General features: G+C 60.2%; 27 protein-coding genes. 6 read left to right on the top strand and 21 right to left on the bottom strand.

The window, feature by feature from the left end; translation table 11 throughout:
• Window positions 1-106 precede the first annotated feature (106 nt).
• Complete coding sequence (locus tag ATN37_RS06570; RefSeq protein ID WP_003945525.1) at window positions 107-1,273, top strand: MinD/ParA family protein; 1,167 nt, start codon at window positions 107-109, stop codon at window positions 1,271-1,273.
• 40 nt (window positions 1,274-1,313) lie between these two features.
• Here ATN37_RS06570 and ATN37_RS06565 read toward each other — a convergent pair whose 3' ends face one another.
• The 3 genes from ATN37_RS06565 to ATN37_RS06555 all read right to left on the bottom strand — a co-directional run bounded on the left by ATN37_RS06565 (window position 1,314) and on the right by ATN37_RS06555 (window position 3,913).
• A complete protein-coding gene (locus tag ATN37_RS06565) occupies window positions 1,314-2,348 on the bottom strand; it encodes a hypothetical protein (RefSeq protein WP_007734628.1) in 1,035 nt (344 codons plus the stop codon).
• Between the two features lie 201 nt (window positions 2,349-2,549).
• Window positions 2,550-3,632, bottom strand: a complete 1,083-nt coding sequence (locus ATN37_RS06560; protein ID WP_042452503.1) for a M48 family metallopeptidase — start codon at window positions 3,630-3,632, stop codon at window positions 2,550-2,552.
• Window positions 3,633-3,709: 77 nt separating this feature from the next.
• On the bottom strand, window positions 3,710-3,913 hold the full coding sequence (locus ATN37_RS06555) for a hypothetical protein (protein ID WP_003945456.1): 204 nt from the start codon (window positions 3,911-3,913) through the stop codon (window positions 3,710-3,712).
• A 145-nt stretch (window positions 3,914-4,058) separates the two neighbouring features.
• Here ATN37_RS06555 and ATN37_RS06550 point away from each other — a divergent pair, with 145 nt between their 5' ends.
• On the top strand, window positions 4,059-4,214 hold the full coding sequence (locus ATN37_RS06550; protein ID WP_003945912.1) for a DUF6131 family protein: 156 nt from the start codon (window positions 4,059-4,061) through the stop codon (window positions 4,212-4,214).
• On the opposite strand, the gene ATN37_RS06545 is transcribed toward ATN37_RS06550, so the two are convergent.
• The 3 genes from ATN37_RS06545 to ATN37_RS06535 all read right to left on the bottom strand — a co-directional run bounded on the left by ATN37_RS06545 (window position 4,208) and on the right by ATN37_RS06535 (window position 8,872).
• Complete coding sequence (locus ATN37_RS06545) at window positions 4,208-5,386, bottom strand: glutamate--cysteine ligase (protein WP_064688501.1); 1,179 nt, start codon at window positions 5,384-5,386, stop codon at window positions 4,208-4,210. The genes ATN37_RS06550 and ATN37_RS06545 overlap by 7 nt on opposite strands.
• Before the next feature lie 1,165 nt (window positions 5,387-6,551).
• Window positions 6,552-7,793 carry a serine hydrolase gene (locus ATN37_RS06540; protein WP_308125197.1) on the bottom strand — a complete coding sequence of 414 codons (1,242 nt, stop codon included), beginning with the start codon at window positions 7,791-7,793 and terminating at the stop codon, window positions 6,552-6,554.
• Window positions 7,794-7,984: 191 nt separating this feature from the next.
• Window positions 7,985-8,872, bottom strand: coding sequence for a class I SAM-dependent methyltransferase (locus ATN37_RS06535; protein WP_047269285.1), 888 nt, complete (start codon window positions 8,870-8,872; stop codon window positions 7,985-7,987).
• Between the two features lie 384 nt (window positions 8,873-9,256).
• Between ATN37_RS06535 and ATN37_RS06530 the strand changes: the two genes are divergently transcribed.
• The gene (locus tag ATN37_RS06530; RefSeq protein ID WP_058037543.1) at window positions 9,257-9,742 is read left to right on the top strand and encodes a hypothetical protein; all 486 of its coding nucleotides are present in this window, start codon (window positions 9,257-9,259) and stop codon (window positions 9,740-9,742) included.
• Window positions 9,743-9,786: 44 nt separating this feature from the next.
• On the opposite strand, the gene ATN37_RS06525 is transcribed toward ATN37_RS06530, so the two are convergent.
• The 4 genes from ATN37_RS06525 to ATN37_RS06510 all read right to left on the bottom strand — a co-directional run bounded on the left by ATN37_RS06525 (window position 9,787) and on the right by ATN37_RS06510 (window position 13,022).
• Window positions 9,787-10,557: a glucose 1-dehydrogenase gene (locus ATN37_RS06525; RefSeq protein WP_003945779.1), complete on the bottom strand. Its 771-nt coding sequence runs from the start codon at window positions 10,555-10,557 to the stop codon at window positions 9,787-9,789.
• Window positions 10,554-11,141, bottom strand: a complete 588-nt coding sequence (locus ATN37_RS06520) for a TetR/AcrR family transcriptional regulator (protein WP_007734655.1) — start codon at window positions 11,139-11,141, stop codon at window positions 10,554-10,556. Before ATN37_RS06520 ends, ATN37_RS06525 begins: the two co-directional genes overlap by 4 nt.
• A 51-nt stretch (window positions 11,142-11,192) precedes the next feature.
• Window positions 11,193-11,720: an SRPBCC family protein gene (locus ATN37_RS06515; protein WP_058037542.1), complete on the bottom strand. Its 528-nt coding sequence runs from the start codon at window positions 11,718-11,720 to the stop codon at window positions 11,193-11,195.
• A gap of 114 nt (window positions 11,721-11,834) precedes the next feature.
• Entirely contained in the window at window positions 11,835-13,022 is a 1,188-nt protein-coding gene (locus tag ATN37_RS06510) for a zinc-dependent alcohol dehydrogenase (RefSeq protein WP_054827313.1), read from the bottom strand.
• Window positions 13,023-13,203: 181 nt separating this feature from the next.
• Here ATN37_RS06510 and ATN37_RS06505 point away from each other — a divergent pair, with 181 nt between their 5' ends.
• Entirely contained in the window at window positions 13,204-13,350 is a 147-nt protein-coding gene (locus tag ATN37_RS06505) for a hypothetical protein (RefSeq protein ID WP_003945804.1), read from the top strand.
• A gap of 139 nt (window positions 13,351-13,489) precedes the next feature.
• Here ATN37_RS06505 and ATN37_RS06500 read toward each other — a convergent pair whose 3' ends face one another.
• Both ATN37_RS06500 and ATN37_RS06495 read right to left on the bottom strand, forming a co-directional pair.
• Window positions 13,490-14,128, bottom strand: coding sequence for a PAS and ANTAR domain-containing protein (locus ATN37_RS06500; RefSeq protein ID WP_218694931.1), 639 nt, complete (start codon window positions 14,126-14,128; stop codon window positions 13,490-13,492).
• Window positions 14,129-14,296: 168 nt separating this feature from the next.
• Complete coding sequence (locus ATN37_RS06495; protein ID WP_054827312.1) at window positions 14,297-15,172, bottom strand: haloalkane dehalogenase; 876 nt, start codon at window positions 15,170-15,172, stop codon at window positions 14,297-14,299.
• Window positions 15,173-15,219: 47 nt separating this feature from the next.
• Here ATN37_RS06495 and ATN37_RS33115 point away from each other — a divergent pair, with 47 nt between their 5' ends.
• Window positions 15,220-15,693, top strand: a complete 474-nt coding sequence (locus tag ATN37_RS33115; RefSeq protein ID WP_374103510.1) for a MarR family winged helix-turn-helix transcriptional regulator — start codon at window positions 15,220-15,222, stop codon at window positions 15,691-15,693.
• A 124-nt stretch (window positions 15,694-15,817) separates the two neighbouring features.
• Here ATN37_RS33115 and ATN37_RS06485 read toward each other — a convergent pair whose 3' ends face one another.
• The 3 genes from ATN37_RS06485 to ATN37_RS06475 all read right to left on the bottom strand — a co-directional run bounded on the left by ATN37_RS06485 (window position 15,818) and on the right by ATN37_RS06475 (window position 18,213).
• Window positions 15,818-16,432 carry a hypothetical protein gene (locus ATN37_RS06485; protein WP_054827310.1) on the bottom strand — a complete coding sequence of 205 codons (615 nt, stop codon included), beginning with the start codon at window positions 16,430-16,432 and terminating at the stop codon, window positions 15,818-15,820.
• 49 nt (window positions 16,433-16,481) lie between these two features.
• On the bottom strand, window positions 16,482-17,270 hold the full coding sequence (locus ATN37_RS06480) for a hypothetical protein (protein ID WP_003945568.1): 789 nt from the start codon (window positions 17,268-17,270) through the stop codon (window positions 16,482-16,484).
• 70 nt (window positions 17,271-17,340) lie between these two features.
• Window positions 17,341-18,213 (bottom strand): hypothetical protein, encoded by an 873-nt coding sequence (locus ATN37_RS06475; RefSeq protein ID WP_058038890.1) that lies wholly within the window; start codon window positions 18,211-18,213, stop codon window positions 17,341-17,343.
• Between the two features lie 369 nt (window positions 18,214-18,582).
• On the opposite strand from ATN37_RS06475, the gene ATN37_RS06470 reads away from it, so the two are divergent.
• Entirely contained in the window at window positions 18,583-19,959 is a 1,377-nt protein-coding gene (locus ATN37_RS06470) for a wax ester/triacylglycerol synthase family O-acyltransferase (protein ID WP_042452456.1), read from the top strand.
• A 15-nt stretch (window positions 19,960-19,974) separates the two neighbouring features.
• Here ATN37_RS06470 and ATN37_RS06465 read toward each other — a convergent pair whose 3' ends face one another.
• The 6 genes from ATN37_RS06465 to ATN37_RS06440 all read right to left on the bottom strand — a co-directional run bounded on the left by ATN37_RS06465 (window position 19,975) and on the right by ATN37_RS06440 (window position 26,214).
• On the bottom strand, window positions 19,975-21,186 hold the full coding sequence (locus ATN37_RS06465; protein ID WP_217018454.1) for a serine hydrolase: 1,212 nt from the start codon (window positions 21,184-21,186) through the stop codon (window positions 19,975-19,977).
• A 74-nt stretch (window positions 21,187-21,260) separates the two neighbouring features.
• Complete coding sequence (locus ATN37_RS06460) at window positions 21,261-22,586, bottom strand: MFS transporter (protein ID WP_083058333.1); 1,326 nt, start codon at window positions 22,584-22,586, stop codon at window positions 21,261-21,263.
• Window positions 22,587-22,718: 132 nt separating this feature from the next.
• Complete coding sequence (locus ATN37_RS06455) at window positions 22,719-23,033, bottom strand: DUF202 domain-containing protein (protein ID WP_217018456.1); 315 nt, start codon at window positions 23,031-23,033, stop codon at window positions 22,719-22,721.
• On the bottom strand, window positions 23,030-23,401 hold the full coding sequence (locus ATN37_RS06450) for a YidH family protein (protein WP_081557457.1): 372 nt from the start codon (window positions 23,399-23,401) through the stop codon (window positions 23,030-23,032). The genes ATN37_RS06455 and ATN37_RS06450 overlap by 4 nt, the downstream gene beginning before the upstream one ends.
• A 59-nt stretch (window positions 23,402-23,460) precedes the next feature.
• Window positions 23,461-24,645: an acyl-CoA dehydrogenase family protein gene (locus ATN37_RS06445; protein ID WP_217018457.1), complete on the bottom strand. Its 1,185-nt coding sequence runs from the start codon at window positions 24,643-24,645 to the stop codon at window positions 23,461-23,463.
• Window positions 24,646-24,657: 12 nt separating this feature from the next.
• Entirely contained in the window at window positions 24,658-26,214 is a 1,557-nt protein-coding gene (locus ATN37_RS06440) for a long-chain fatty acid--CoA ligase (RefSeq protein ID WP_063315142.1), read from the bottom strand.
• Between the last annotated feature and the right edge of the window lie 46 nt (window positions 26,215-26,260).

Genomic DNA, 26,260 nt, shown 5'->3' with positions numbered 1-26,260 from the left:
GTCTGTTGTGCCACGACGGTATTGAGCAGAGAACGGCAAGCCCGCCAGAGTGATAGCGTCCGAGAGGCTATGTCCGAAATGATTCCGAACTCGACCTAGGAAAACGGTGCGCAGCGATAACAACGGTTCGAATAACGGAGTCCTGGGGAACAACTCCGGAACGACTCAGGGCGACGGCCATTTCGACGCGTCCGACGACGGCTATGCAACGTCGATTCGAACCGTCACCTTCACACCACAATTCGACGAGCCTGCAGCAAAACCGTTGCCCAGTCAGCGGATGCGCCAGCAACGTCGTGAAGAGCCGACCGATTTCCGGACCTCGACGCCCAGGCCTATGACCTCCGTCGACGACCTGGACATCATCAAGCGGGCGAAGCGTCCACCCGAACGCGGTTTGGGCAGTGTGTTGTTCAAACTCACCGGGGGCCGGATCAACACCGGGCAGTCGGCTGCCGAACTCGAACACCAGGCTCTCGTGCGCCGTGCCAACCGAACGGTGCGCGGCGTGTACAAGATTGCTTTCATCTCACTCAAGGGTGGAGTGGGGAAAACCACGGCGGCCAAAACTGTCGGTTCGACGTTCGCATCGATCCGTGGGGATCGAATCGTAGCCATCGACGCCAATCCCGACCTGGGGACCCTGGCTGATCGCGAACGACGTGAACATCACCTGACCGTTCGTGATCTGTTGGCCGACGGTGACATTCGTACGTACAGCGATGTTCGCTACTACACCTCGCAAGGCGACAGCCGACTCGAAATCCTTGCGAGTGAGGCAGATCCGGAAACTTCGGAGTCGTTCAACGAGCAGGACTACCTCGATACTCTCCGAATTCTCGAGGTGCATTACAACATCGTCATCACCGACTGTGGCACCGGAATCATGCACTCGGCCATGTACGGAATTCTCGACGAAGCAGATGCTTTGGTTGTCGTCAGCCCGACAGCTCAGGATGGTGCCCGTAGTGCTGCAGCAACGCTCAGTTGGCTGACCAAGCACGGATACGCAGATCTGGTGAGCAGGTCGGTCGTGGCGATCAATTCGACGCGGCCGGGTTCGTCTTCGCTCGACCTCGATCAACTCGAGGACGTTTTCGCTCAGCGTGGAGTGCGAGCGGTCAAGACGTTGCCCTACGACGATCACCTGGGCGAAGGCGGTCCGATCGACTTGAAGTTGTTGAACAAGCGCACGGCACGGGCATATCTGGAACTCGTCGCAGCAATTGCCGATGGTTTCCCGGACTCGGTGGGCAAGCACGCTTCTCGATAGAACGTGCTCGCCACCGAATCTGATCAGCAGGCTCCGGCGTTCAAGGGTGCCGAAGTATCGCGCCGTATCCGTCGGCGAGAACGAGGCGTTCGTCGATCTGTACCAACTCGGTGCCGGTCCCGATTGCGATGTAAGGGAGTACGCGATCGGCGGGCCCGATCAACTCTCCACTGGTGACTTCCTTGTCGTCGGGATCGGTGAGCAGCAGCGTCTCGACCTTGCCCTGTTCGAGGGCGTCGAGGACGCGTGCGGTCCCGTCGATGGAGAGGCCGGAGTCCCGGCCCTGCTCTGCGACGTAGCGTTCGGTTTCCACATCCATTCTGCGCAGTCGCTGCGTGTCGATCAGTTCACGAATCGACTTGGACACCTCGGCGGGTGTCGAACCGACTGAACGCGAACCCTTTTCGACGTCCACCACCCGTAGCGTCGACGGCAAAAGCTGTGCAAAAGCTTTGCGGGATTGTACTTCTCCGATGACAACTACCAGCGCGACCTTGTGTTCACGGGCGAGTGCCGCCGCGCGCTCCACAGCCTGAGTCAGGTTCTTCCGGATATTCTCCTCCACGAGGCTTTGGCTGTCGGTGTATCGCTCCTGACCGCCCACGTGTGCCTTGTGGACCGGGAAGCCGTCTCCGTCTACCGTTTCGCCGTACACGTCACGCCCGCGAGCATCGCGCACGCACAGGTCCGCGCCAGTGTGGTCGACCTTGGCGATGAGGAACGGTTCGGTGTCGTATCCGTGTGCGATCAGTGGAATCAGGTAGGGCAGTTCGCCCAAGGTCGCGATAGTGGAGCCGGCAGGTTCGAGCAGAATATCGTCGATCAGCACTGCCTCGGAAGTGGCGACGATCGCGCGTCCGGCGCGACCTGAGATGCCGTGATGGTTGTCCTTCACCTCGTCCAGTCGTGCGATCAGCGATTCCGATGCTCCCTGTTTCGTGAGTTGATTGCGCATCGAGCGCCATTCGAGTTCGAAGCGCTCGCGCGCATCTTCCCGGTTACGGACGTCTTCGAAGTACACGGAGGCAAACGGGCCGTCACTCGAACCGACCTTCTTCAGTCGCCCAGCATGCATGTCGGCTCCCTTCTGTAGTGGTCCTATGCCGCGTACCCGACAACCGGTGATTCGACACGACCGCTTTCAGTTCGCACGTTTGTTCGACTGCTGGTACTGTCTGTGAACGTGAGGGTGGTGCAGAGGGAAGCCTGCATCACCTTCACGCCAAGAGCCCGGGACCTGCCGCCGACTGCCTTCGGCGGCAGGTCCCGATTCTGCTTACTCGGCGTCGTCGGTGCCCTTCGACCTGTCGGAACTCTTGCGCCAGTGGGTGAATCGTTCCTTGATGTCCGACGCTACATCGCCGACGCCATTCCCCACGGCGCCGACCGCACCGCCCAATCCGCTACCGATGTCGCGCACCATGCGGATCAAAGGGTCCTCCGACTCGTCGAAGTTCTGCTTGTAGGTCTTGGCTGCATTCTTGAACTCGTCGCTGATCTTCGCTCCGTCGTCATCGCCGCGACGGGGGTAGTTTCCGCGCAGAATCGCGGCGTAGTCTCCGCTGTCCACCCACTTCTTGAGCTCGGCGGCGCGAAGCACCGAGAACGGGTGAGAGAGCAGTTCGATGTTGAGGAGCTTGAGTACACCGTCGCGGAGGTCGCCGCTGGCGTCGTACTCGGCGGCCTGGGCAAGAAACGCGTCGATGTCGATTTCACTGACTCGGGATCCGCCCGCCAATTTCATCTGGACGCGAATCGCGGTGTGTACGTCCTGCCCGCACAACAGTCCGGCACGATCACCGGACAGTTCTGACTTGCGCTGCCATTCCATGAGGGCGGCGATGATCGCGCGCAATGCCCATCCGCCGACGGGCAGCCATCCGATGGTTCCGGCCAGTCGCATCAAATGCATCAGGATGGTCCGATACACAGCATGACCGGACAGCGCGTGGCCAAGTTCGTGGCCGATGATGAACCGCTGTTCCTCGTAGTTCATCACGTCCAATAGGCCGGTAGTGACCACCATGAACGGCTTGTCCATGCCGATGGTGAAGGCGTTGACCATCGGGGTCTGGAGTACGAACAGCTCGGGTGTCTCGTCGGCCTGCAGGATGTCGACGCAGTCACGGCGCAGGTCGTTCAGGTCGCTGAACTGGCGTTCGTCGACTCGCACCGACGTGGCCAGGTACATGAGGCGGTGCTGACGTTCTTGGAGCAGTCCGGACAGCGTCCGCAGGACAGTGTCGAACCCCCGAAGCGTCCGGAGCGTCACCAATGCAGCCCGATCGGCTGGGTGTTCCCACGCACGCGAGCTGATGTCCGGGAACTCGATTCGGGTGCGATCTGGTGCAGTGGTCATGGTGGCCCCTCACTTCGATGTGTGTCGACTCACCTCCAGGGTAACGACTAGTCGGTTTAGCGTGGATTTCCCGCAGCTCACTCGGTGGGCTGGGGGAGCGTGCAATCGGTGACTTTGGGGTTGACGCCGAAGTAGTTCAGCGGACCCGCGATGACCGTGAGCGCGATGGTCCCGACGCCGGCGCAGTTGGTCGGCGAACTGCTGTAGTAGCCGCGTTGGCCGGCCGCGACGGCCCCGACTATCAGCCAGATCAGAACGATCAGAGTCACAATTCTCATCATGGCGGGCTCGATTCTTCAAATATTATGGTGCCCAGCGAAATACCCGGTCAGAGTGGGTATGAAACGCTCTGCCGACGGGTATCCACGGTGTATGCGGCTCGAGGCGGGCGTATCCGCCCGAGTGAACGCACTGAAGGAGCTTGTGATGATCATCCTCGGCGTGATCCTGCTGATAATCGGTTTCGTGGTGAACATTCCGATCCTGTGGACGATTGGTGTCGTCTTGCTGGTGATCGGAATCATCCTGTACGCGCTGGGCGCGGCCGGGCACGCCATCGGTGGTCGGCGGCATTACTACTGATCCGTTGTCGGCTCGTCGTGCGTATCCGTGCCAGTCGGCGCGGTCGGTACGGTGCGCTGAACGGCACGCGCAATCAGTTCCCGAAGGCAGACCTGGCGCAGCGTTCGCTGTTGCCAGTCGCTGCCGTTGCCTGTGACTGACTTGAGCTGCAGCGCCGACTCCACGCTCGCGTACTCGCCTCCCTCGTCGAGGGAGTCACGGACATGGATCAGGAGCCGGTGCAACAGTTCCGTGGCTGAAATTCTTTGTGAGGTAATCGGATCGATCGACGCTCCCAGGACGCCTTCCTTCGCGGACACCCAGGTTGCGAGGCGGAGGCTCTCGAGGGAAATGTTCGGAGCCTCGATGCCCCGGTCTATCGCGCGTAACGCAGTTGCCACCAGAGCCCGTCCAAGGGTTGCAAGTAGCGCTGCATCCTCTGCTGTCGGTTGAACGTCGCAGACTCGGATCTCGACGGTCGGTAGGTGGCAGGAAGGTCGGATATCCCAGTAGGCCATCCGCTTGTCGAGCATCACGCCGCAATCCACCATCTTCGCAACCGCGGTGTCGAAGTCCCCGGTGGTCTCGAAGTACGGCGGCGGCCCGGCGACTGGCCACCTGGACCATTGGATCGCCCGCCAACTCGCGAAGTCGGTGTCGACTCCTTGGTGGACACGGGAATTGGCGCTCAGTGCCAACAAGGCGGGCAACCAGATGCGCACGTGATTGCAGACCTGCACGGCCTGTACTTGATCAGCGACGCCCACATGGATGTGGCAACCGCAGATGCTTTGTTCGGCAGCGAGGGCGCCGAAGCGTTCGCCCATCCGGCGGTAGCGAGGCGAGTCGCTGATCTCGAAACGCGAAGGCCCCGAAAGCGGTGCGCCGACGGCCAACAGCCTGCAGCCGTTCAACTCGGCAGCTTTTGCCGCGAGCCGACGCATGTCGATCAAGTGGGTTCGGAGTTCGTCGATGCCATGGCACACGGGAGAGTTGGTCTCGACTTGGCAGCGGGACAACTCGAGCTGAAGATCCAACCCCAGTGTCGACGCGGTTTCCGCAACCGCAACATTGTCGGTGGACGGCAACCAGGAGGTCGGGTCGACGAGGATGAATTCTTCTTCGACGCCGACAGTCGGGGTCGTCGATTCGTGGCGGCCAGCGGTGGATTCGGTCGAGCAGGTGGCGCCCATGCTCGCGTCTACCCGGTCGGTCGAAGGCGGAAACCGACCCGAGGAAGCCCCGTTCTCGTCGGGAGAACGGGGCCTGTGGTCGGCCTTGCCAACATCTCGGAAGCGTCAACGAGTCCTTGCACACCGTATGAATCTGGGGACTGGCGTGCCTGGGAAAACGTACTGTGTCGGACTCGGTAAAACGAGACCCCAAGGCATGTCTCACCCCCTATTTCACCCTCGTGTGGACTTGTCCGCACGCCCTTCGCCGAGTCGCGGATCATGACCTGGCGGCCTGCGGTGGTGCAGTCTCGGCTTTATCCGTGGGGCCGCCGTTATCGAGCAGATTCCGAGAATGCGAACCCATCTAAACTAACGTCCAGCATTCGGATGTGGCGTTCTGGCGGAGTGTGTGGGTTCGGTGAGTCAACAGATATTTGATCAGTTAATCGCGTGCACAGCATCCGGAGAAGTTGTGGAACTTTCGAACTGGTATTGCGTTTCACCAGCGCAAATCTTCAGTGGTCATGGGTAAAAGTCAGAAGATGGGAGAAAGTGCCTGGGATTGTGTTGCTACCGGTTCGTTATCGCAGACGAATGTCCACTATGTGCGTGGATGACGACTCTTGAAGGCGGGCAAAACTGCGTGTCAGCTGTGTCGGAGCTTCCTCTGTCTTTGTGTTCTTGGATTGAGAGTTTCACCAGGAATATCTTTCGTGATCGACGCGCCGGGAAATTTTTCTCAAGATTTACCCACTTGCTAATTGGGGAATTCAGCGGGTTGCAGAAGACTGAAATATTGCGGGTGGGAGCTGTTATTTCCGGTGATTTGCCCATATCTTGCTGAGTGGCGTATTTGCGACCGAAGTGTCGCGCGGTCGAGAAATAATGCTTTTCATGCTTTACATTGGAAATTGCAAGATGCACGTTTCATCCTCAGTGTTAAACGAAAGGACGAACGCAATGGGTAGCTTGGAAGATTTCGACATCGCGGCACTTCTTCAGAAGGTCATCGCATTCTTCGACGGATTCTCGTCGGACGAGACCGAGACCCCCACGGGCTAAGACTTAGCGAAGCCGCTGTGCATCCGGATGACACTGGATGTGCAGCGGCTTCTCTGTATCCGGCGCCTTCATCGGCGAAGGCAATGAATCGGCGTGCGTGGTTTCGGCCCGCCACTGGGCACTAACTGGTTGCATCCGTCTGGATCAAGAGCATCGCGTCGTCGACCGGATCGAAGTACAGAGCCGGGTCGGCAACCAATGCAGCGTCGTCACCATGAGTTTGCATGGTGACAACCCAGGCACGATCGTCGTGTTCCACGTAATAGGCACCCGCGAGGACCCCGATGGAACTGCCGCCCTTGAATCCGCCGTAAGTGAACCATTTCGCGGACTCGTCGCTGAGCGCCGGATCCTCGGCGAGAATGTCTCGAACCGGTGCGCCGCTCTCGGTCTTCGCCTTCTCTTGCAACGTGACCAACGCGGCACGCAGGTCGGCGGGCGAGGCGAACCAATCGATGTCGAAAGGCCATGCGGGGGTGGTGAATGCTGACGCCGGGATGTCCACCAGGCCGCCAGGTAGTGCCGCGAGTATCGCTCGACGCTCGTCCGGAGTTCCGTCGCGCCAAGCGATACGTTGTGCGCCTTGGTCACCCCAGCCGAGTTGGAACAGTGCGCGGGTCGGCTTGAGCGGGATGTTGAGCGAAGGATTTGCCATGCCCATCGGGGCGAATTCGGCTTCTACCTGCTCGCGCCCGACAGCAGCGATCAGCATGTCGGTGGCGGTGTTGTCGCTGATCGAGATCATCGTGCCGGCGGTATCTCGGACCGTGACTCCAGTTCCCGATGGCAGGTCCTGCATGGTCCCGCCGGGCATCGATTTGAGGTCGTCGGTGATGGTGAGCTTCTGATCCCAGGAGAGTGTCCCGTTTTGGACGGCCGTCGCGACCGCGCCGAGAACGTACAGCTTGATCGTTGACCCTGTGGGCTGTGGTGAGGTGTCGCCGACACTGAAGACTTCGGCGTTCTTTCCCTCGGTGACCTCGGTGACGGTCAGATTGGTCGGCGCGGGAAGCGCTTTGACGGCTGCCTCGAGTTCTTGCCAAGATGCGGCCGGCACATGAACGTCCTTGGTCGGTGTGATCGCCATTCCGAGGATCAGCCCGTTGCCGTCGACGACGACGTTGACGTCGAACGCACCGCCGGTGGTGCTGGTGATGGAAACTGTGCCGTCGGAGTCGCCTCCCTTGTACTTCACTGTTGTCCAAGGCTGTCCGGCTCGGATGGAGTCGAAGTCCGGAGGTGTCAGGACGACGGATGCAGTGGGCCCGAAGTGTTCGGCGATTTCTTCCTGGGTCAACGGCGTGCTCGTGTTGAACGCATTGAGAAGCCAGGTGATCTGCTTGCCGACGGAGGTGTCAGGGATCGTGACCGTAGCGGGTGCCGCGGTGGGGGCTTCGGCGCGCGTCCGTCTGAGGTGTAGACATACTCAGCCTGAGGTACTGAATTGCTTCATCCTCGAGTACCGTTAACCACTTGTAGTGGTGACACGCGCCTTGCCGCTGGACAAATGGGAGAAAGGCTGCACTCGAAGAACTTTCGTGATGACTGCGAGAGCTAGTTCTTGGTCGCGGCCAAAAAGGACGGTTGCGTTGACAGCGCTGCGATTTCTTCGGGGAGTTCGGGGATCCGACGATCGTACAGTTCTGCCAACTCGACCGAGCTGAAGCGTCGGACAGTCCAATTGTGTTCAGCCAACCACTGGCCCGGATCGGATCGCTTGTCGCTGTAGAACAGTTGCGAAATGTCCAGGTCTCCGAACGGGTCCTTGGCGAAGTACTTGGATCTGATGGCCGCAAGCTTGCTCGGGTCGGTTCCGGCCGGAAAGTCGTTCACCGCCAAGCGACTACCGGTGGCCGAGAGTTCGTCGATCCGCTCGAACAGGGCGTCGTGGGCCGGGCCGGGGAGATAGGCGAGCAGGCCTTCCGCCGACCAGGCTGTGGGTTCGTTCGGGTCGAAACCAGCCTCCTCGAGTGCGGCCGGCCAGTCGTTTCGCAGATCAGTAGGCACAGTGCGTCTATCGGTCTTCGGCTGGGCGTCGTGCGCCGCGAGCACTTCGGCTTTGAACTCCAGCACCTTTGGCTGATCCACTTCGAATACCGTCGATCCTGAGCTCCAATCCAGCCGGTACGCACGCGAATCCAACCCTGCTGCAACGATTACCGCCTGCCTTACTCCGGATTCGGTTGACGACGAGAAGAATTCGTCGAAGAACCTGGTTCGCAACCCCATGAAACCGCCGAAGGGGGTGTCCTCGAGGAGTGTGGGATCTTTCAGAAGAGCTGTGAAATGCGGCTCGGCTGCAGCTTCTACGAACCACGATGCGAACTTGTCTTCGATGATCGCGTCCGGACGGGTGCTCTCCAGTGCCCGGAACGTTGCCACTGCCAGCGCGGTAAGTCCGACGCTACTGACGATGTCCCACGTATCTCCATCGCTCCGCATTGTCTGGGTGTCCTTCCGCTCTTGACGACTGAGCCGAACTCTCTCGACCATACGCCCGTGTGACCCCTCGTCGCCTGGAACGGAACGGTCGGACTTGGATCAGCAAATACACGCTGACTGGATCGAAAAATTCTGCAGTGCAAGGCGTTCGGTTTGAATCAGCATCCTGCCAGGAATTTGCCAGGTCAGTGCCAGTGAGCGGCAAGGATGCAGGACTTCACTGGTGTGTGCCTCAGAGCTGAGAGAGAGCCTCGAGAATCCTTCGGGCAGGGGATTGATCGTGCCATGTCCATCCGCCGGAAACTACTTCGTGGGACCGTTCGGTTCGAGCTGATCTCTCGGACCGCACAACGAATGTCCCGTCGAGAAAGAGAGTGTAAGCCCATGTTGCAGGAAGGCTCGCTGGATGTATTGGCCGCCGCGGCGCGGCGCGGTAGCCGTGAGTCCATGGCCAGTTTGTATGCGGCGTTTCGTCCGATGGTTGTGCTGCGGTGCCGCGCCGAGCTTGATCAGGCGGTTTCCGATTCCGCCGCGGATGCCGCGTGCGTCGCCGTTCTCACGGCAGTGTGCGACGGATCGGAGACGTATCAGCCTTTTCTTCGCGTGCTGTACGCGAGTACAAGCATCGCGATTGCTCGGGCGGCATCCGACGGGTTCAGCGGTGGATCGCTCCCGCCTCCGACAACGCTCCCGGTTGTCGAACGCGATGTCCTGGTGTTGCGGCTGATCGTCGGGCTCGATACAAAGGCGACCGCAACGTCGCTTGCCCGTACGACAGACGAGGTGTCACTCAACCTGCATCGGGCGCTGCAGCGACTGCGAAAGTTGTCTTCTCCGAATGCAATCAGAGAGAGTTTGGTATTCACCTGAGGGCGTTCGGAATGCGCAGATTCGGGCGGGAACGGATCCCTGCCTTACTGGCCGGCGATGTATTCGATCGACGGGCCGGCAGTCCACCCGCCGTCGACGGCGATCTCGGAACCCGTTGTGTACGAGGCATCGTCGGAAAGCAGGTAGGTGACCGCGCCGACCAACTCCTCCGGGCGACCGACACGGCGATACGGATTGTTGGGGAATGCGCCCTCTTCGAGGCTGATACCCGTCGGTGCAGTCATGGGCGTCAGGACCATGCCGGGGTGAACCGAGTTGACCCGGATCTTGTCGCGACCGAGTTCGACGGCGGCGATCTTGCTCAGCCCACGCACGCCCCACTTGGCTGCGCCGTAACCGCTGGTCAGAGCCATGCCCATCAGGCCGGCGGCCGAGGAGATGTTCACGATGGATCCGCCGCCGGCTGCCTTCATGAACGGCACTACCGTGTGGATACCGGTGTGCACGGACACCAGGTTGATCTGGATGATGCGCTGGAACGTCTCGAGTGGTTCCTCGGCGACTGTCTGGCCGGACGCCGAGATTCCGGCGTTGTTGACCAAACCGTTGATCGCGCCGAACTCGGATACCGCGTACTCGGCGGCGGACTTCCAAGACGCTGGATCGGTGACGTCGAGGTGAACGTAACGCGCTGCGTCGCCGAGAGATTCGGCCACTGCTCGACCGTCGTCGTCGAGTAGGTCGCCGATGACGACGCGGCCGTTGCCCGCGACGATGCCGCGGGCAAACGCCTCGCCCAGGCCGCGTGCGCCGCCGGTGACGAGAACGATTTTTCCGGAGAGATCCTGAGTCATGATTGTTCCTTACCTGTTGGTGTTGCGAGATATGGCTTCGAGAACGCCCCGAGCGCGCGGGTGATGGCCTCGGGTGCGGGCGTCCGGAGGTCTGCCATCTCACGCAGTGCGGCGACTACCGCAAGTGTTGCCTGGCCCGAAGCCGCTGTGGTGTCGAGCGAGGTTTCCGGACGGTCGATCAGGCGTGCGACTTCTGGGCGAATCAGTTCCATCGTCTCGAAAGTTGCTGATTCCCAAACTCTCCGGAGTGCCGCATCACCGAAGATGATGGGCATCAGTGATCGGGTCATCGGCTCGAAGGACTCGCCGACCGATGCGATAAAGGCATTCTTCACAGCCGCTGCGAGCCCGAATTCGCGGGCTTGCGCGCTGAGTGCCGTGGCCAGACTGCGGTTTCCCTCGTCGAGCATCGGCCAGATGCTCTCCTCTTTGGTGGCGAAGCAACGGTAGAACGTTCGCTCGGAGATTTCTGCCCGCTCGGCGAGCTCTGCGATGGTCGTCGAAGTGTCGCCGCGTTCGACGAAAGCGGCAGCACAACTCTGCGAGACGCGGAGAAGTAGTGCAGTGCGGCGGGCTGTTGCCATATCCGCACTGTACCAAAAGTGGCAGAAACTGCCACAAATGGTGTCGGCCGGTCAGCCGACGTTACCTTCGATTCCGGAAACCTCCTGCTCAACTGCGTTCTTGAGGTTCAGGAGCGTCTTGCGGATGTTGCCGCGCTGAAAGTCGGCGAAGGTCTTTCCTCCGGTGGCAATTTTGTCGAACATGTCGGCGGCGAAGTCCGGCCAGCCGCGCCTGTCGTCGGTCCACGTTTCGGTAACTCGGGTTCCGTCGGGCACCGGCGAGAATCGGTACTGCCAGGTTGCGATAGAGGCGGGGATCCGGGGAGTACCGAGGCCGATCTTGTGAACACGGAATTCGAAGAGCTTCCCGGCCTCGGCAGCGGTGACTGTGCATCGCGTGGTCCACTGCGCGCGCCCACGCTTGTTGTGCCCGTCGAACTCCATGCCCAGGAAAGCGCTTTCGCGGTCTCCCCGCAAGGTTGCGCCTATGTTTTCGGGACTCCAGGCACCCATACGAGTGGGATCGCTGATGACCTCGTAGAGGGAAAGCGCGTGGGAGCTGACGACGATGCTGTCGGAGACGGTAAGTTCGCGAGCCATTTCGGTTTCAGGTTCTTTCTGTCGAGCGTGTGTGAGGTGTGAGTATGACGATCGGTGGTTTCGCGAACAAGATGCGGACGTGGCGGATGAACCGTCGAACTGATCGGCGTTGAACTACAGGTGCGGTTTCAGTTGGATCTTGACCGCGCCTTCCTGCTTCTTCTGGAAGATCTCGTAGGCGTGTGGCGCCTGATCGAGCGGCAGCTGATGGGTGGAAAAGGTGTCGACGCCGAGTGGGTCGTCGTCAGTGAGCAGGGGCATGATGTCCTCTACCCACTTCTTGACATTCGCCTGGCCCATCCTGAGCTGAATCTGCTTGTCGAACATGGTCATCAGCGGCAGCGGATCAACCATTCCGCCGTAGACACCGATCAAAGAGATGGTTCCGCCGCGCCGAACGATGTCGATGGCCGAATAGACAGCGCCAAGGCGATCGATTCCTGCGTTACGCATCGCAGGTGCGGCAAGAGCATCGGGAAGGAGTCCGACGAACTGCTGCGCGAGCTTTCCGATCGGAGACCCGTGCGCTTCCATACCGACAGCGTCGATCACCGAATCGGTTCCGCGGCCATTTGTCGCGTCTCTGATGGCATCGCCGATCTTGCTGCCGTAGTCGTCCAGGTTGAGGGTCTCGATACCGCGTTCGGCAAGGCGCGCAAGGCGTTCGGGTACACGGTCCACACCGAATACTCGAAACCCTTTGTGGTGGGCGATACGAGCCGCCATGTCACCGATCGGTCCGAGGCCGAGGATTGTCACGGACCCACCCGGCGGGATGTCGGCGTATTCGACCGACTGCCAGGCTGTGGGGAGCACGTCGGAGAGGTAGACGAATCGCGAATCCGCTGGACCTTCGGGAACTTTGATGTGTGTGAAATGTGCTTGCGGTACTCGGAGGTACTCAGCCTGCCCGCCTGGCACCGAGCCGTAGAGCTCGGAGAAGCCGAACAATGCTGCGCCCGTTCCCTGATCGCGGACCTGCGTCGTCTCGCACTGTGTGTAGAGGCTCGAATCGCACATGAAACAGTTGCCACACGAGATCTGGAACGGAATGACGACGCGGTCACCTATCTCGAGATTCGTGACTTCCGAACCGACTTCTTCGACGATGCCCATCGGTTCATGGCCGAGAATGTCGCCGGCATTCATGAACGCACCCAGAGTCTCGTACAGGTGCAGATCGGATCCGCAGATATTCGTCGTGGTGACCTTGATGATTGCGTCGGTGGGTTCGACGATCTTCGGGTCCGGAACCGTATCGACGCTTACTTTCCGTTTGCCTTGCCAAGTCACTGCGCGCACTGGGATCGACCTCTCATCGTGGAAATGCTGTTCGCAGTCACCTGCCCGAAAGCACTGAAATGCAAACAAAATCGGTGAGGGTTGCGAGAAGTCCTGAGCGCGTTAGATTGAGATGGAGCTGGGTCCCGGTCTCTTTGCGCCGGCTCCAGGACCGAGACGACGAGATGATGAGGACGATCGCATGACCGACAAAGACGACAACGACCAGTCGCCCAAGGGCGGGCACCCAGGACCCGTGGACAAGGGCGGCGACGGGGGAATGGCAACGCGAGAACAGGCGCCTGAACTGGTCGAGGAGACCTCCGACGAGAAGTCTGACGACGAGTAGTTTCCTTTTACTCCGCGTTGGGTAACAACGGGGATAGGCCGCATCGGACCGTCCCGGAATCAATGCGGGCGAGGTTCCTCGAGGTTGAGCAGCCAGCCACGGGAACCGCCTTAAGCAGATCCCTCAACCCTGTTGTCATTCAACCCTGTAACAGCACGTGATCGAATCGGGTCCGCAGTAGTGTCGGGACCCGGAAGTCGTCAAGCGTTCGAATTATCAACTGTTCGGCAACATCCCGGAGTTTCACGTTGGTCTCTTGAGAACGCCACACGAGGATGTCGAAGGCGCGATCGGCCGAAATGCCGTAGATCACCATGAGCATGCCTTTGGCTTGCTCGATTACTCCGCGAGAAGCGGTGATTTCGTTGACCAGCACGTCGACAGACGCTTTCACCGTACTGTCGAGGGTTTCGGTGACGTCGATGTAGAAGCCTGAGCTGCCGACCACGGCACCCGACTCGTCCACGACGCTGTCGCCGACGACGATTACCGAGTGAGTGTCCCCTGCTGTGTCGATGATGCGGTGGCGGCTGCTGAAGGGTCCGCCTGAAGTGCGGATGGCGTGCAGTGTCTGAGCAACGTGTCTTCGGTCGTCGGGATGCTTGTGCGAGAGCATCAATTCTGTCGTCGGAGCTACTTGGTCGGGTTCGTATCCGTGAATCCGTGCAACTTCGTCCGACCACTCCCACCGGTCGCCGTTGCGGTGATAGAGAAAGCCGCCCACCCGGTGTTGAGCCCCCGATCCTGACGTTCGCCCCAACCCGTCCTCGTTCACCACACACGCCCCCTCGTTCTCGACCTCGTCCCAACCGGCGTACTCGCCAGTTAGTTATATCGGACAAATCCGGCGGAGGTGGTGTCGGTCCCATATTTCGGAGCATTGTCTGGATCGCTACCGCATGGGTCGGGGAAACCGGCGCTCAGAGTACTTGGCGACAGTCCCACGTCACTCGCGGTTGAAACAGTGTTGCCGCTGTGTCCATTCGGTGATCGCCGCCGCGATGGCCGCAGGCTGATCCTCGGGGGCGAGATGTCCTGCGGGACCGCACTGTTCCACCTCGAGATTTGCGATATTCGATCGGCTCCACGTGACTTCGTCAGGTCCGATCATGAGAAGTTCTGCGGGGCCGCTGAAGGTGAGAAGAAGTTTGGGTACGTCGGTGCTTTCTGCGAGCCAATCGCTGTACGCCGCCACACGTGCATTCACGTCACCGGGAGTTCCTTCGATGGGGAAGGATCGTGGCCACTCGAGAAGGGGTCGGCGACTCTCTCGTGACGGATAAGGGGAGCGATAGGCCTCGGCATCGGTTTCGGTCATTTCACCGAGAACCGTTCTGTGAAGCGCTATTTCGAGAAAGAAGTTCTCGTCGAGTACCTTCGTCTCTCCTGTGTCGGAGTCCCTCAGAGCTTCCACCCGTGCCCGTGCCTCTCCCGGGAAGTGTTCGTCCCAGGTCATCGGACGAAGGATCGTTTCGAAGAAGGCCACACCTCGGACGCGATCGGGGTGGCGGGCAGCCCAGTCCAGTGCAAGTGCCCCGCCCCAGTCGTGTCCGACGAGTACGACGTCGTCGAGTTCCATCTGGTCGAACCAGGCGTCGAGGTAGCGGGCGGTGTCGAGGAAGCCGTAGTTGATTGGCGGTTTGCCTGACCGCCCCATTCCGATGAGGTCAGGGGCAAGTGCACGGCCCAGATTTCCTATCTGCGGCAGGATGTTTCGCCACAAGTGCGAGGATGTGGGGTTTCCGTGGATGAGTACGAAGGGTGGTCCTTCACCGCGCGAGCGGTAGGCCATGGTCGAGTCGAGCACGGGAATTGTGGGCATTGCGACTCCTCAAATAGTTTCCATATACTCTAATTGAGATAGTAGCCATGTATTCTATTTGTATGCAAGATCGAGAAACATGGACGACAGGGTCGCTGGTGTGGCACCTTGGCTTGCGCTGGCGGGCGGGGGTTGACCGAGCGATCGCGCACCTGGGGTTGACTCACGCCCAGTATTCAGTGCTCGCGTCTCTGCATGGTCTGGTGAGTGCGGGGGAGAGGCCGAGTCAGCGAGAACTCTCAGCGCACACAGGATTGCAGCGAATCTACATATCCAAGCTCGTGCGAGCGTTGGAGAAGAGCGGGTTTGTTGTCAGTGAACGCGATAGTCGCGATGCGCGAGCCGTTCGCCTCGATCTCAGTGACGAGGGCAAACGAGTCATAGAGCTCGCTAAAGACATTGTCCGCCAATTCGATGCAAAGAATACGGAAGTGCTGACGAAAACCGGAGGGCGGGAACTCGCCGAGCTCCACCGCGCCCTTGGCGCGTTACTCGACGCCACCGAAGCAGGAGATGGATAACGCGCCGGTCCGCTTCGTGGCGTAACCGAAGGCGATCGTGTGCGGACCCGGTCCACAGGACGTTCGTTGGGGGAGCGACGGAAGCGTCGATCCCCCAACGAGCCTATTGTCTAGCTGTCGATCGTTACGGCGTCACGTTGATCGGCGAGGCCGACGCGAACTGCAGTGTGCCGGACATGGTTGCCGTGCCAGTGGCTGCGGCGGGGCAGACGGGCCCGGTGCCGGTACGCGTGTAGTTCACAGTGCCGGTGTTGCTGGCCACGACGCGCTGGTTGGGAATATCGAATGGCAGCGGTCCGATAGTGCTGGCCCCGACGGTGACTGTGCACGTGGATCCGGGCATCGTCACGACTGCGCCTCCTGCAGGAATGACCAGGGATCCCTGAGCCGATCCGGTGTCTGCCGAGACGTTCAATAGCCACGAGCCGGAGGTGGTGACCACAGCGGGTAGGCCGTTAGCCTTGCACCCGGTCAGGCTGGGGGTGCCGATATTGACGTTGACTCCGCCGGTGCCGGTGTTGGAATTACCCGGCGCGGATGGGATGGTCCCGGAGCCCGTCGTACTGGAGCAGGTAAGTGTGATCGTTCCTGTCTTGATACTGAGATTGCTGCTCGAAGCAGTCACGGTTTGACCCGCTGGAGTGACGACGGTCGAAGCCAGAGCGGTGCCGGCTGCGACTGCAATCGCGGCTGCGGCGGCAGCTGTGACGATGGTGGTGCGGCGAACTGCATGGGACATCGATATCTCCTTGTTGTCGGTGATACTTCGTGAGTCGCCGGTGCTTGCTCTACTGCGTCCGCAGGCTGTCGGCGCCGATGTTGAACACATCGCTTGTGGTGGTCAACGAGTTGTGACCACTCGAAGACGGAACGTTGGCGCGAAGATTGACTGCCCAATTCAATGCGCCGAACAGTCCACATCCAGATGCGCCCGGTACCGCGAACGTCTGGTCGGCGTGCGTCACGTTTCTGACGGCGGCGGTATCCGGAAATCCTGGAACTTCCTCCAGGACACCATTTTCGGACACTCCGAGTTTGAACATGATCGGGTTGCTCGCAGAACCCAGATAGCAGTTGCCGCCCAGCAAGGGGTTGGAGATCTTCAATCTTGCCGGAAGTGTGACACCGAGTTGGAATGCGTCGACTGTTGGCAACGCGACCGGTTCGACTGTTGCCTTGATGGTGGTCAAGCCGCCGGGGAACGGTATACCGAGCCCGAAGATTCCTCCTGGTACCTCGATGGGGGTGGAATAGACGCCTTTGGTGCCGTCAGTGGGAGGAATGAAGATCTGGTCGAACCCGAATTCAGCGTCGGGGTTCTCGCGATAGGCGACACCGCCGGCGATATTCAACGAGCCGGAAGGAATCGGTACTTTGAGCCCGTTGATGTTCATTTCGCCGCCTTTGACGACGACATCGACACAGGTGCTTGTCTCCGGATTGGCTATCGGGCATTTTCCCCAGCCCCCGAACGGCGCATTGGGCAGCGGGGCCGCCGTCGCGGTTGACACCGCCCCGAGAGTGAGGACTCCCGCTGCGACGACGGCGAGCGCGGCTCTGAATCGTATTGTGCGCATGGACAAGTGAACTCCGTTTCGAGGTGGCAATCTGTCGTCGATGACGGTTCTGTGGCAGTGGGTTGGATTGCTAGTTGGCACTACGTTCGGCAACGACGGCAGCGGGTTCGGGTGAGCCTGCCGGCTGGGGCCTGAGGCTGTCGGCACCGATGTTGTAGACGTCACTCGTCGTGGCGAGGGAGTTGGACGTGGTGGACGAGGGAAGCCCGGCGCGCCAGTTGACGATTGGATTCAGAACGCCGAACGGGCCACACCCGGAAGCTGTCGGGACCGCGAAGGGCTGTCCGGTGTGCCCGGTGTTTCGAACGACGGCAGTGTCCGGGAAACCTGGAACCTCTTCGAGGACACCGTATTCGGTCACATCCAAGTTGAGTTGGACGGGGTTGTTGTCCGAGCCCAGGTAGCATTTGCCGCCGAGGAGAGGGTTCGCGATCTTCAGTTTGACGGGTAGCTTCACACCAAGCTGAAATGCGTCCACGGTGGGGAGTGCAGACGTCGACTCTACGGTGGCCGAAGCCTTGTTCAGTCCGAAGAGATTGTTGAATGGCAGGTCGATTCCGAGTGCGCCCCCGGGGATGTCGATGGGTTTGGCGTAGATCCCCCGACTGTTGTCGTTGGGTGGGATGAATACTTGGTCGAATCCGAATTCAGCCTCTGGATTCTCCCGGTATGCAACTCCGCCTGCGATGCGCATCGCCCCGGCGGGAATGTTGACGGAAAGCTTGCCGATCTTCATGTTTCCGCCGGTGACCGTGACGTCCATACAGGTGCTGGTCTCGGGATTGTCGATCGGACATGAATCCCAACCGCCGAAGGGGATCTCCGCTGCCGGGGCGGCTCCTGCAAGGCTTGCTGACAAGCTTCCCACCGCAGCGGCGGTGGTGAACACAGTTGCGGTGGCGAGTGCGCCGAAAAGCCCACGCGACGTCGAACGTCGGGACATGTATTTCTCCTTTGGGTACAACCGACCAGTCGGGATTGTGATGATGAGTGACGGTAGTCACGTGTGACTTGGATGTACAGACAATTTGAAACAATTCCGACAAAAGTATTACTGCGATCGCCTCCGCTACTACTTGCGGCTGTGAGGATTGAAATTTGTTGCAGTGCTCTGTGTCTCGTCATTCACCCGCGAATCGCTGTGAGGTGCTTCGACCCGAAAAGGCGTTCGTCGACGGGAATATCGGACTCCTGTCGAAATCGAGGGGGCAATGTTTTGTCGGAGTCGCCAATGAGGGAAGTCAGGGCGAGTAACTTTGTCGAACAGCGGCTGATCGGTACTCCGGGCAGCTGCCCGAGAGAACGGATCGCCATGACGCTGATGCTGCCGCTCGACTCGATGTTCCTACTGATGGAGTCACGGGAGCATCCCATGCACGTCGGTGGCCTGTCGCTTTTCGTTCCGCCGGAAGGGGACGACGGCGAATTTGCCAGGTCGCTCTACCGTTCGCTCACCGACGTCGACTCGATTCGGCCACTCTTTCGCCGCAAGCCGGTGCAGTTCTTGTCGAACTTCGCGCCGGTGCGTTGGACGGAGGACGCAGACGTCGATCTCGAGTATCACGTCCGGTTGCTCGCGCTGCCCAAGCCGGGTCGAGTCCGCGAGTTGCTCGAGCTGACCTCCATGCTCCACGGCACGCTGCTCGATCGGCATCGGCCGCTGTGGGAGGCGTACGTGATCGAAGGTCTCGCCGACGGCCGAGTTGCCGTGTACATGAAGACGCACCACGCGCTCATGGATGGTGTGTCTGCTGTTCAGGCGTGGTACCGCAGCCTCTCGTCGGATCCGCACGATCGACATTCGATGCCTCCATGGGCGCAACGACCTTCTTCGGGGCGGGTTCGTGCCGGTCGCGGGCTGGACCTGCAGAGGCGGGTGGGCTCCGTGATCGAGACCGTGCAAGATGTGGTCGGGGTCGGCCCTGCGATAGTGAACGCCGCTGCCTCGGCAGTGAAGGACCACGTCGCACCGTTGCCGTTTGCTGCCCCGAAATCGATCTTCAACGTCCCGATCACCGGAGCGAGGCGTGTCGCCGCGCAGTCGTGGCCGATCGAGCGCCTGCGCAAGGTCAGCTGCGTTGCAGACGTGACGCTCAACGATGCGGTGTTGGCAATGTGCGCGGGTGCGCTACGGCGATACCTGATCGAACTGGACGAGTTGCCGGACAAACCGTTGATCGCGATGGTGCCGGTATCCCTTCGCAAAGGCGAAGAGGGTGAGGCTTCCGGCAATGCCGTGGGTGCGGTGTTGTGTGATCTGGCAACCGAATTGGTAGATCCGGCGGCCCGACTTCAGAGAGTTCACGACTCGATGAGTAGCGCCAAGTCCCTGATGTCGGGCCTGACGCCCCTGCAGATCACGGCGCTCAGTGCATTGAACGTCGCGGGTCTCGGGCTGCCGCTGATCCCTGGTTCATCCCGACTGATCACTGGGCGTCCAGTCTTCAATCTGGTGATTTCCAACGTCCCCGGCCCGACAACGACGCGCTATTGGAATGGCGCGAAACTCGAGAGCTGTTACCCGGCATCGATTCCGTTGGACGGGCAGGCGATGAACATCACCGTCATCGGCTACGCGGACACCATGCAGTTCGGGCTCGTCGGCTGCCGCCGCAATGTTCCGCACTTGCAGCGGCTCCTCGGCCATCTCGAGGAATCCTTGAGTGAGCTCGAAGCCGCCGCAGGTTGAATGTGTGAGGAAACCTCAGCTGACGGGGACCGCTCCGCGAGCGTTCGATACCAAGTGAGTGCCGATCTGAAGGAACGCGGGTACGAAGTTCGGGGTGTCGATTGCAGGCGAAAGGATGTGGGCTCCGAAATGCGCGACCACAAACTCCAGGTCGCGTGAGATCAAGAGCCTCTGGCCATGGATTCCGCTTGCCATGAACGATCCGAACGGATCATTGAGGATCCACCAGTAGTCGTGGTAGCTCATCGTCGCGGGGGAATCGACAGGGGCACGCGGGCTTCTGACCTCCGAAGGATAGCCTGCGGGCACTCCCGCGGTCATCGATCGCGCGATGTGCGGTGGGATCACCTGACGATCCTCGACGGCACCGTCACAACGAATCATCTCACCCACTCTGGCCACGTCTCGAAGGGTCGCACTGAATCCGCCCGCCGCCATTTCCGTTCCAGCGGAGTCGACTATGTAGAACGCATCTTCTTCGGCTCCGATTCTTGACCAGACCAGCTCACTGAGTAGTTCGGCGAGTGAAGTTCCGGTCACGCGGCGCAGTATTTCTCCGACAGTCTCGACATTGCCGTTCTCGTAGCGGAATTCGACGCCGGTCGGGCCCGCAGTACGTGCCGTGGCGAGGTGCTCGAGAATGGTCTCCGGGCCGCGGTAATTCATGGGGCGCAGCTTCGGGGCGACTACGGCCCAGAAACGGCTGGCTTCGATGGTGCGATGGAACGGCCGACCGCCGTACGTTACATCAGTGCCCATGTGAAGAAGGTCCTGAATCCGATTGTCTCCGAACGCAGTTCCTGCCAACTCGGGAATGAATTTCGACGCCCGATCGTCGCGGTCGAACAATCCTTGTGCTTCGACCAGTGCAGCCATCAAACCGACGTAGGATTTCGCCATCGATGCATTGAGGTGCGGTTCGTGCGGTTTGCAACCGTGCAAGTAACTCTCGTACACGATGCGCCCCCGATGTAGCACTGCGATACCGTCACTGTGCGCACCCGCGAGGAACTCGGACACCGTCTGCTTCGGTTGATCCGGAAGGTTCAACGTGACACCGGACAGATCCGTGTAGTCGGTCGGGAGGGTCCATTTGGGTCCGTCGCCGCGCCACACACGGCGAGTCGCTACCATCTCTCGTATGGTTGTGGCTTGTTGGCGCACGTCGGCCGGGTCGGTGAATCCGCGCGCCCAGGGGATGTCACCCGTTGCGATGTTTTGTGCCATCTGAGGTCTACTTCCGTCTTGATTGCCGAGTTGGAGTGTTGATTGCCGCGTTCGTAGTTGATGAACTGAATTGCCTAGTGCCGAAGCGCATTCTGTTCATGTAGGGGGTTGGCGGATGGCCCGGAGAGTAGGGCCGCACTGTCGCGGGCGTAGGGGCGATACAGTGCGCCTGAAGCGACCCCGTTGACGGTGGTCAGCACTACGGTGACGATGAAGAGCGCGCCTTGCAATCCGATTCTGTCGCCGAGAGTTCCGACCAAGACAGCGTATCCGGCGTAGGCCAGCGCTTCGACTGTCGAGACGGAGACGGCAAAGGCCAGGGCTCGCAGTTCCGGACGAACTACGGCCATGATAATCGGCCGATTGACCACTGGGACCTGACCTTGAAGGACGCCGACGATCCCGAACAAGACCGCGTAGGCGCCGATGCTGTTCCAGGAAATCTGCGTAGCGATCAGTGCTGCGGCCGCGAATCCGAGTTGGCTGGCCTGAAGCATGATGATGCGGCCGTTTCGGGGTCGTTTGACGTGTACGGCGTCGTTGACTCGTCCGCCGACGAACGTGCCGAGCAGGTACCCGATTGCGAAGGGCGGTGCGATGATCGAAGCAGTTGCGGTCGTGAATCCGTGCTCCTCGACGAGAAATACGATGCTGAAGCTCATGATGACGTTCTGGCCCGAGAATGCGCGTTGTACGAGTAGGTATCGGAATGTCTTGATAGCGAGTAGCTCTCGTATCCCTTCGCGCCAGAATCTTGCTTTGGAGCCGAGATCGTCGGTGGTCGTCTGTGCGGGCGCATCGCCGGATTCAGGATCGTCGAGGAAAAGCATGATAAGCACACCGATGGCGATGCAGATTGCACCGGTGATGATGTATCCGTAGCGCCATCCATCTTCGAAGCGAGACAAAAGCCCGAATATCGGGGCGGTCGCGCCGGTGATGACGGCGACGCCGCCGTATACCAATCCCGTTGCGCGGCCCCTCCGGGCGTCCTCGTACAGATCTCCGAGGATGGACAATGCAATCGAGCCGGCGCCGGCGAAACCTGCGGCGCCGATCGCATAGAGGACGAGAAACTGAGTGAAACTGCCGGAAAATCCGGCCAGGATTACCCAGACACCCCAGAACCCTGAACAGATGGCAAGTACCGACTTACGAGAATATCGTCGGGCAAGGAACGCCCAGGGGATTGCCGTGAAGACCCCGACGGCCTTGGCCACTGCAACGATCGTGCCGAGCGCCGCCGATGACAATCCCATGGCCTCGCGCATGAGAGGGAAGAGCACGGACGTCACGCTGCTTTCGGCGTTGTCCATTGCCGTGGAGCCGGTCAGGAGTGCGAGGTTCTTACCTCGCCGACTGCGTGGAAACTGAGTAGGTGCCGCAAGTTCTGTGGTCATTGTTCCCTCTCGAAAAATGCCGATGATTGCTTGGGCGCGGTGGGCAGCGCTCGGCGGTCGACTGTGCACTGAGTCACAGTGAGCATTAATGGAGACAATATACATAAATAGACATACTGTCTATCTCTTTGTTCAAAGTTGGATGACAGTGCAGGTGCCGAGTCCCGCAACCGTGACGCCTACGGCCAAAGTCGCCATGACAATGAACGGTATTTCTCGAGAATCCTTGTCGTCCAGACTGAGTCGACGATGACGGATTGTCGTGCCCACGATGACTCCGGCAGTCGTAATGATGAGCGTGGCGAACACTGCGATTCGTAGAACGGACGGATGCAAAGCGATTTCGCGACCGATGATCACTGACACAGTCACAGAGGAGAGGGCAGTTCGTCGCCAGGCGAGCACGGTTCGCTCGGGTTGCAGTCCGGGCGGCTCGTTTTTCGTCACAACACGGTCATCCCTACGCCGAGACCCGCAACGACACACACCCCGCCGACGAGAAGCGCGATCATCGGTGACGTGGGTAAGGGAAGATCACGCCTCATCGCGGTTTGGACGGCCTTCCAGTGTCTGAGCGCGCCGAGCGCTACAGCCGACGCCACGACGGTGCACACGACTCCGAGCATTTTGTACATATTGTTGTCGTTTTCGGATACGTAGAACTGACCGACTGCGACGCCGCCTGCCAACAGCCCCAACGCAGTTCGTATCCAAGCCAGAAATGTTCGTTCGTTCGCAAGACTGAATCTGTAGTCCGGTTCGTGATCGATCACGGTGATTGCCTCCGAAATGTCGAGTGCCCGCCAGGCCGTCACGTCGAGCGTATGACGACCTGGCGGGCGCGAAATTGGATACGACTGTCCTTGAATGATCTTCAGGTGGTGAGTAATTGACGCGCGATTCCGTTCTTCTGAATCTCGGAGGAGCCGGTGAGGATTCGGAACATCCTCAACCGCTGGAACAGTGATTCGACCTCCGAACCACGGATGACCCCGGCTTTTCCGTGAATCTGAACTGCGTGGTCGGCGATGGTGAAGGCCTTCTCGGCAACGAACAGCTTGCACATGAATGCTTCGGTACGCGGACTCCCACCGGCATCGAGTGTGGCGAGTGCGTCGTAGGTCATCGAGCGCGCAGCGTAGTAGTCGGTCGCCATGTCGGCGAGTTTGTGTTGGATGGACTGCAACATCGCAAGAGGAGCGCCCTGCACCTGGCGAGTCTTGCTGTACTTCAACGACAATTCCAGTGCTCGGCGGGCTCCGCCGAGGACGGTGGGGCAGTGCAACAACCGGTTGACTGTGACTCGACCGAGTCCGATTCTCAAGCCTTCGCCCACATTTCCGAGAAGCTGTTCCGGCCCCACGTAGCAGCCGTCGAGGATGATGTCCGCTTCGATGTGCTGACCGGACATCGGGACGTCACCGTCCGCCACTGTGCAGCCAGGAGAATCCAAGTCGACCAGGAAGGCCGAGTACGAATCCGGTCCGTCGCCGTCGGATGCCATCTTTGCGATCAGGACCGAAAAGTCGGCGAAGGGGCCCGCGGACGAGAACACCTTGTGGCCGTTCAGGCGCCATCCGGCACCGTCCGGGGTAGCTGTGGTGAGCATGCCGCGAACATCGGAACCTGCGTCGTTCTCGGTGAGAGAAAAGCAGCACGCCTTCTCTCCTCGCAGCACCGGAATCAAGTACTTTTCCAACTGGTGCTCGGTGGCGTATTGAAAGATCGATCCCGCGCGGAGTGGGCCACCCATGTCTCCGAGCACGGACGTCGCGAGGACCCGCGGCGATGCACCGACCTCTTCTTTGAGTGCGGCGAGTTCGGTAAAGGTGAGGTTCTGGCCGCCGAGTTCAGTGGGGAGGTGTATTCCGTAGAAGCCGAGTTCGCGGCTGCGTCTCCACACTGGCTCGAGCGTCTCACGGATGTAGTGGGATTCTTGAGTGAGACCCAATTCGGCTTCGTACTCGGCTAGTTCGCCGTCGAGATAGTCCCGTAGACGCTCGACGAGCGATTGAAGTCTTGGATTGTCTTCGTAGGTAGGGGTGAGAGCGAATGACATGTCTATTTCCTGTCAGTTGACGTGACGGTCAGCGGTGGTCCAGTAGGTCGCGCGAATCGCGCGGCGATCGATCTTGCCGTTTCGGTTGACAGGCAACGAATCTGCGAAGTCGACCGAACGTGGCTTCTTCATGCTTGCCAGACGCGTCGAGCAGTGCGCGATCAATTCCATTGCGGTGGTGTCAGTTCCATCTCTGGTCACGACAACAGCCTTGACTGCTTCGCCCCACTTCGGATCGGGAACTCCCACTACGCAGACTTCGGAAACGGCAGGATGTTCGTACAAAGCGGCCTCCACCTCGCTGCAGTAGATGTTGAATCCGCCCGAGATGATCATGTCCTTCTTGCGGTCGACGATGAACAGGTAGCCGTCTTCGCGGAAATAGCCGACATCGCCCGTGTGGACCCAGCCGTTCCTGAACGTCTCAGCCGACAGCTCGGGTTCGTGGAAGTATTCGCGGACACAGTCCGGACCACTGGCTACGATCTCGCCGATCGTGCCGGCCGGGACCTGTACGCCGTTGTCGTCGACCACGCGAACATCGGTGTCGTATGCCGGCCGGCCGCACGAGAGAAGAAGCTCAGGGTCGGATTCGATACCGCGCACCACGTCTTCAGCGGTCAAGACAGTGACGACGCTGGTCGTTTCGCCGAGCCCGTATCCCTGAATGACGATGGGACCGAACACCTTTACCGCGTCGCGCAACCGTTGTGGAGAAACCGGCGCTGCGCCTACGCCGATGCAGCGCAGAGAGCTCAGGTCGACTTCGGTAACCGACGGATGGTCCATCAGCAAGTTGAGCATCGTCGGGACCACCATGGTGGTGGTGATCCGCTCACGTTCGATGGTCTGCAGGAACGTCCTCGTGTCCCATGCCGGCAGGATCACCACTGCGGCGCCCCTGGCGAACATTCCGAGCATCACCATGCCGGAAGCGTGTGTGATCGGGCCGGGGGCGAGGTAGCGATCACCAACAGTCGGCGCGCCTTCGGGGCTCATCAGTCGCTTGCGCATGTTCGCCAAGCGGTTGCCGTGACTCTGGACCGCAGCCTTGAGCTTGCCGGTGGACCCGGATGTGTAGTTGAGGACAGCCGGGGCGTCAATGTCGACGTCCACCTCGACGTTGTCTTCGCTGCCCCTTGTCGTCAGTTCGTGATAACTGTCCGCGCCGGGAGTCGAAGTGCTGTAGTCGATCACCCTGCAGTTCAGCCCTGCGTCGGCGACGACCTTCAGCGCCATCTCGGCATGGGCGGGGTCGACGAAGAGGACACGCACATCGGCGTCGGCAAGGATATGCCCGAGTTCGTCGGCGCCCAGTCGTGCGTTGATCGGCACCCTGACGAATCCTCCCTTGTACAAGGCCATTTCGGTCACTACGAGTTCCCCGCAGTTTCCGGCAAAGGTTCCGATCATGTGTCCGGGCCGTGTCCCGGTCACTGCGAGAGCGGACGCGAGACGGTTTGCGGCCGTATCGAGCTCGCTGTAGGTCCACCGGCCTTCGCCGCAGACAAGGGCTTCGAGATCGGGGTAGTAGCTGGCGCTTCGGGCGAGATAAGTACCGAGGTTCATGGACATCTCCAGAGAAAATCGACATCACGAATGTTAATGGACAGTC

It is taken from the genome of Rhodococcus sp. MH15 (genome assembly GCF_019266045.1).
Classification (GTDB): Bacteria; Actinomycetota; Actinomycetes; order Mycobacteriales; family Mycobacteriaceae; genus Rhodococcus_F; species Rhodococcus_F qingshengii.
Note: the sequence above shows the minus strand (reverse complement) of the source record. Positions and strands in the feature narration are given on the sequence as shown.

Bases quoted from the DNA above. Each gene is read 5' to 3' on its own strand.
- ATN37_RS06565 (WP_007734628.1), bottom strand. From the start codon at position 2,348: ATGCATGCTGGGCGACTGAAGAAGGTCGGTTCGAGTGACGGCCCGTTT.
- ATN37_RS06465 (WP_217018454.1), bottom strand. From the start codon at position 21,186: ATGGCACAAAACATCGCAACGGGTGACATCCCCTGGGCGCGCGGATTC.
- ATN37_RS06445 (WP_217018457.1), bottom strand. From the start codon at position 24,645: ATGTCATTCGCTCTCACCCCTACCTACGAAGACAATCCAAGACTTCAA.
- ATN37_RS06560 (WP_042452503.1), bottom strand. From the start codon at position 3,632: ATGACCACTGCACCAGATCGCACCCGAATCGAGTTCCCGGACATCAGC.
- ATN37_RS06460 (WP_083058333.1), bottom strand. From the start codon at position 22,586: ATGACCACAGAACTTGCGGCACCTACTCAGTTTCCACGCAGTCGGCGA.
- ATN37_RS06525 (WP_003945779.1), bottom strand. From the start codon at position 10,557: ATGACTCAGGATCTCTCCGGAAAAATCGTTCTCGTCACCGGCGGCGCA.
- ATN37_RS06515 (WP_058037542.1), bottom strand. From the start codon at position 11,720: ATGGCTCGCGAACTTACCGTCTCCGACAGCATCGTCGTCAGCTCCCAC.
- ATN37_RS06555 (WP_003945456.1), bottom strand. From the start codon at position 3,913: ATGATGAGAATTGTGACTCTGATCGTTCTGATCTGGCTGATAGTCGGG.
- ATN37_RS06485 (WP_054827310.1), bottom strand. From the start codon at position 16,432: ATGTCCCATGCAGTTCGCCGCACCACCATCGTCACAGCTGCCGCCGCA.
- ATN37_RS06535 (WP_047269285.1), bottom strand. From the start codon at position 8,872: ATGCGGAGCGATGGAGATACGTGGGACATCGTCAGTAGCGTCGGACTT.
- ATN37_RS33115 (WP_374103510.1), top strand. From the start codon at position 15,220: ATGTATTCTATTTGTATGCAAGATCGAGAAACATGGACGACAGGGTCG.
- ATN37_RS06520 (WP_007734655.1), bottom strand. From the start codon at position 11,141: ATGGCAACAGCCCGCCGCACTGCACTACTTCTCCGCGTCTCGCAGAGT.
- ATN37_RS06495 (WP_054827312.1), bottom strand. From the start codon at position 15,172: ATGCCCACAATTCCCGTGCTCGACTCGACCATGGCCTACCGCTCGCGC.
- ATN37_RS06440 (WP_063315142.1), bottom strand. From the start codon at position 26,214: ATGAACCTCGGTACTTATCTCGCCCGAAGCGCCAGCTACTACCCCGAT.
- ATN37_RS06470 (WP_042452456.1), top strand. From the start codon at position 18,583: ATGACGCTGATGCTGCCGCTCGACTCGATGTTCCTACTGATGGAGTCA.
- ATN37_RS06480 (WP_003945568.1), bottom strand. From the start codon at position 17,270: ATGCGCACAATACGATTCAGAGCCGCGCTCGCCGTCGTCGCAGCGGGA.
- ATN37_RS06530 (WP_058037543.1), top strand. From the start codon at position 9,257: ATGTTGCAGGAAGGCTCGCTGGATGTATTGGCCGCCGCGGCGCGGCGC.
- ATN37_RS06505 (WP_003945804.1), top strand. From the start codon at position 13,204: ATGACCGACAAAGACGACAACGACCAGTCGCCCAAGGGCGGGCACCCA.
- ATN37_RS06550 (WP_003945912.1), top strand. From the start codon at position 4,059: ATGATCATCCTCGGCGTGATCCTGCTGATAATCGGTTTCGTGGTGAAC.
- ATN37_RS06475 (WP_058038890.1), bottom strand. From the start codon at position 18,213: ATGTCCCGACGTTCGACGTCGCGTGGGCTTTTCGGCGCACTCGCCACC.
- ATN37_RS06545 (WP_064688501.1), bottom strand. From the start codon at position 5,386: ATGGGCGCCACCTGCTCGACCGAATCCACCGCTGGCCGCCACGAATCG.